General features: G+C 44.2%; 3 protein-coding genes. All 3 read left to right on the top strand.

The genetic code is table 11. The annotated features are described in order from the left end of the window. Positions 1–1,080, top strand: a 1,080-nt coding sequence (locus AC1Z3T_RS21015; protein ID WP_483396974.1) for a TolC family protein, incomplete at its 5' end; no start/stop codon positions are given. Then, the gene (locus AC1Z3T_RS21010) at positions 1,077–3,212 is read left to right on the top strand and encodes a type I secretion system permease/ATPase (protein WP_100885867.1); all 2,136 of its coding nucleotides are present in this window, start codon (positions 1,077–1,079) and stop codon (positions 3,210–3,212) included. The genes AC1Z3T_RS21015 and AC1Z3T_RS21010, both read left to right, overlap by 4 nt. After that, positions 3,209–4,395, top strand: a 1,187-nt coding sequence (locus tag AC1Z3T_RS21005; protein ID WP_483396971.1) for a beta-barrel domain-containing protein, incomplete at its 3' end; no start/stop codon positions are given. The genes AC1Z3T_RS21010 and AC1Z3T_RS21005, both read left to right, overlap by 4 nt.

Raw genomic sequence — 4,395 nt, 5'->3', positions numbered from 1 at the left:
GGTGACTTCACCTCAAATGATAAAGGGCGGCAGTTATATTCTGTTGAAGCCAATCAATTGCTCTATGATTTTGGCAAAGTCAAAAGCAGTGTCACCACACAACAAAATAAATTGGCGGTTGAACAAGCCAATGTCTTGATCAGTATTGATGAAATCTCTACCCAGACGGCTCGAGATATTTTAGGTTTATTGAGATATCGTAATATTATAAAAATCGCCCAAGATCAATTTAATGGGGTCAGTCGCTTACATGAGATTGCACGTTTAAGAGCCGAAGCAGGCATCAGCAGTCATGCAGACCCTGTGCAAGCGCAAAGTTATGTTGAATATTCTCGTTCCTACCTGATTACCCAGCAGAATTTTCTTAAACAGCAAGAACAAAAGTTACGCACCTTATTGGGTTTTGATGTCAGTCAAATTGAGTTCAATATTCCTGATGAATTCGTCAAGCAATCAGGGCTATATGACGACCCCGAAGTCAATACCATCCCCAGTATGATTGCCGCAAAGGCTGAAATTGATGTGGCACAAAGCCAAAAGAAACAAACTCAACTGAGTGTCTATCCGACCATTTCTTTGGTGGGTGCGGTGACCAAAGCATTGAATGGGCAAAATCCCAATACAGGGATTGAGAATGATACCGACAGTTCGATTGGGGTACAGATGTCGAGTAATTTCTATCAAGGCGGTGCAGTGGGTTCACAGGTTAAAGCAGCAAATTATGCTGAACAAGCGGCACGTGCCAAGCTGAATGCCACCTATCTCAATATTATGGATCAAGCCCAGATTGCCCGTGAAAGTATTGAAAACACCGATAAGCAAATTTGGGTATTGATGGACCGAGAACGCTCAACCGCCAAAACCCGAGAGCTGTATGAAGAACAATACAAACTCGGCAAACGTTCGATTTTAGATTTACTCAGTTCAGAACAATCGTACCAAAGTTCAAGGATTGAAAGAGAAGCAGCACGATTTGATATCTATGACACGATTGCATTATTTATCAATGTAACCGGAAAGAGTAGACATGCTTATCATTTAAATAATATTCAAATTCAGGGGTTTGAAGTTCAGCCATGAATAATAATAGATTAAATTACCAACCCTGGTTACAAGCCATTATCGCGGTTGCACAACATTATCGTATTCAACCCTCAGAAGAACAAATTCGTCTGCAACTGGATTGGAATAAATATCACAATCTTGATGACATGCTGGCACTGATTACCCGTCAAGTCGGCTTAAATATACGTCAAGCTGACTTTAGCACGGATGTTCTCAATCCATGGCGCTTGCCAGTGGTGGTTGAGCTGAATGATGGTCAGGTGGCGGTGATTGAAAAAGTAGATGCTGCTGGAAATGTCAGCCTACAACTCAGTGGTGATCAAGGGCTATCACAAAGCTTCAGTGTGCAGCAACTACAAGCCCATGCCAAGCGCGTCTATATATTTAGACCCGAAACCTCTGTACCGGATGCACGTGTTGACGAATACATTAAGCCTTATGAAAAAAGCTGGTTCTGGGACATTGTTTTAAAAGACTGGAAACGCTATACCGACATCATGGTAGCTTCAATGATTGCCAATATTTTGGCATTGGCGACCATTATCTTCTCGATGCAAGTTTATGACCGTGTGGTGCCGTCTCAATCCATTCCGACCTTGTGGGTGCTTGCAGGTGGCGTACTGATCGCCGCAATCTTTGAATTTATTCTGCGAATTGCACGGGTCTATTTATCCGATATTATCGGTAAACGTGCCGACTTAAAGATTTCAGATCGGGTATTTGGTCATGCACTGCGCATTCGCAATAAAGACCGAGCACGTTCAACAGGCTCTTTTATTTCGCAGATTCGCGAACTAGAAGGGGTCCGTGAATTGGTCACCTCAACCACCATCAGTGCAATTGCCGACCTTCCTTTTTTCTTCCTATTCTTGGTGATTTTTTGGATGATTGGAGGCAACATTTTCTGGGTGATGTTGCTGGTGGTACCGTTGATGATTGTTCCAGGCTTTTTGGTACAAAAGAAATTGGCACAATTGGCGACTGAAGGTATGCGTGAATCGGCAATTCGTAATGCGATTTTGGTTGAAGCGGTGCAAGGCATTGAAGATATCAAACTACTGCGTGCTGAAGCCCGATTCCAAAATCAATGGAATCACATGAATGAAGTCTCAGCAGATGTCAGCATGCGTCAACGAAAAATTGTCGGTTGGTTAAATGCATGGACACAGAAGATCCAAGGCTTGACCTATGCCATTGTGGTGTTGGTGGGTTGTTTTGCAGTGATGAAAGGTGACATGACTACAGGTGCCTTGGTGGCATGTTCGATTCTCTCTTCACGGATGTTGGCACCTATTTCTCAAGTGACGGGTGTGCTTGGACGTTGGCAACAAGCCAAAGTGGCAAAGAATGGTTTAGATGAGTTGATGCAAAAACCGGTTGACCGCCCTGAGCGTGCTCAATTGATTCAGCGTAAAGTGCTGTTAGGGGATTATGATTTTAAAGGGGTGGTGTTTAAATATACCGAAGATGATCCACGTCCGACCTTAGTCATTCCACAACTCAAAATTGCGGTCGGAGAAAAGGTGGCGATTCTGGGACGCAATGGCGCAGGAAAATCGAGCCTTTTACAATTACTTGCCGGGATGCAACTGCCTGTACAGGGCAAAATTAGTCTGGATGGTGTCGATCAATCCTTGCTTGATCCTGATGATATTCGCCGAGATATGGCACTGCTCAATCAAAATGCCCATTTATTCTTTGGGACCATCCGAGAAAACTTAACCTTGGGTGCACCCTTGGCAACCGATGAAGAAATTGTGCGTGCTTTGCAAATCACCAATGCACTGGAAATCGTAGAGCAGAAAAAAGAAGGCTTGGACCATACCATCCTTGAGGGAGGTGTGGGCTTTTCAGGCGGACAAAAACAAGCGCTGTTGCTGACTCGGTTGCTGTTGAGAAATCCGAATATTGTGTTGTTGGATGAACCCACCGCCTCGATTGATGATGTTTCTGAAAAAGTCTTGATTCAACATCTTAAACAATGGCTGGGTCATCGCACTTTGGTGGTGGCCACCCATCGCCCTGCTGTTTTGCAACTGGTGGATCGGATTATTGTGGTACATGAAGGAAAGATCATTAAAGATGGACCACGAGATGCCATTTTAAATCCTCAACATCAACCGAATGCGGGAGGTGCTTCAGCATGAGCCAAGAACAAAATCCGCAAAAGATTGAACTGCAAAGCACGACAGCTGTTGACTCCCAGGATCGTGAGACGAGCGATCTGCTCAAGCGTCCTAGCAATCCCTCAGCACTCAAGTTTTCAGAACCGCCCTTGCCTAAATCCAGTTTTATTATTTGGATCGTGGCAGTGGGCTTATTGGCATTCTTGATTTGGGCATGCGTTTTTAAATTGGAAGAAGTTTCAACGGGCACAGGTAAAGTAATTCCTTCGTCCAAAGAGCAAATCATTCAATCCTTAGATGGTGGGGTGCTCACCAGTTTGGCTGTCAAAGAAGGTGATATTGTACAAAAAGGACAAACCCTTGCTCAGATTGACCCCACTCGATTTGAGTCACAAGTCGGAGAAAGCCAGACTAAATTACTGGCAACCCAAGCCACTGCTGCACGTTTAGAGGCGGAAGTGAATGGTACACCGCTACGCTTCCCTAAAGATGTATTGGCAGTACCAGCCTTGGTTCGAGAGGAAACGGCACTGTATACCTCTCGTCGTGCCAATTTGGATGAGTCCATCACGGGGTTAAAACATGCCTTGGCTTTGGTGCAAAATGAATTACAAATGACTCAACCATTGGTTGCCAAAGGTGCGGCATCTGAAGTTGAAGTATTACGTCTAAAAAGAGATATCAATAACTTTGAAAATCAGATCAATGACAAGCGTAATGACTACTATGTAAAGTCACGCGAAGAGTTGGCGAAAGCCAATGCAGATATTCAATCGTTACAGCAAATCGTGGCAGGTCGAAATGATTCGGTCAAACGTTCCACCTTTAAAGCGCCTGTCCGTGGTGTGGTCAAAGAAATTGCCGTAACCACGATTGGTGGGGTGGTACCGCAAAATGGCAAGTTGATGACCATTGTTCCGATTGATGAGCAGTTATTGATTGAAGCACGAATTTCCCCACGAGATATTGCATTTATTCATCCGGGGCAGCCGGCTTTAGTGAAAATCACGGCCTATGACTATTCTATTTATGGTGGTTTGGAGGGTAAAGTGACGGTGATTTCACCCGATACCATTCGTGATGAGGTGAAACAAGATCAGTTTTACTATCGCGTCTATATTCGAACCAATAAAGATAAACTGGTGAATAAGGCAGGTAAATCTTTTTCGATTACGCCGGGTATGGTGGCTACTGTTGATATTCG

The sequence above is a fragment of the Acinetobacter sp. B-6 genome, from assembly GCF_056930735.1.
The sequence above is the reverse complement of the archived record's forward strand: the minus strand, read 5'-3'. Positions and strand labels throughout refer to the sequence as shown.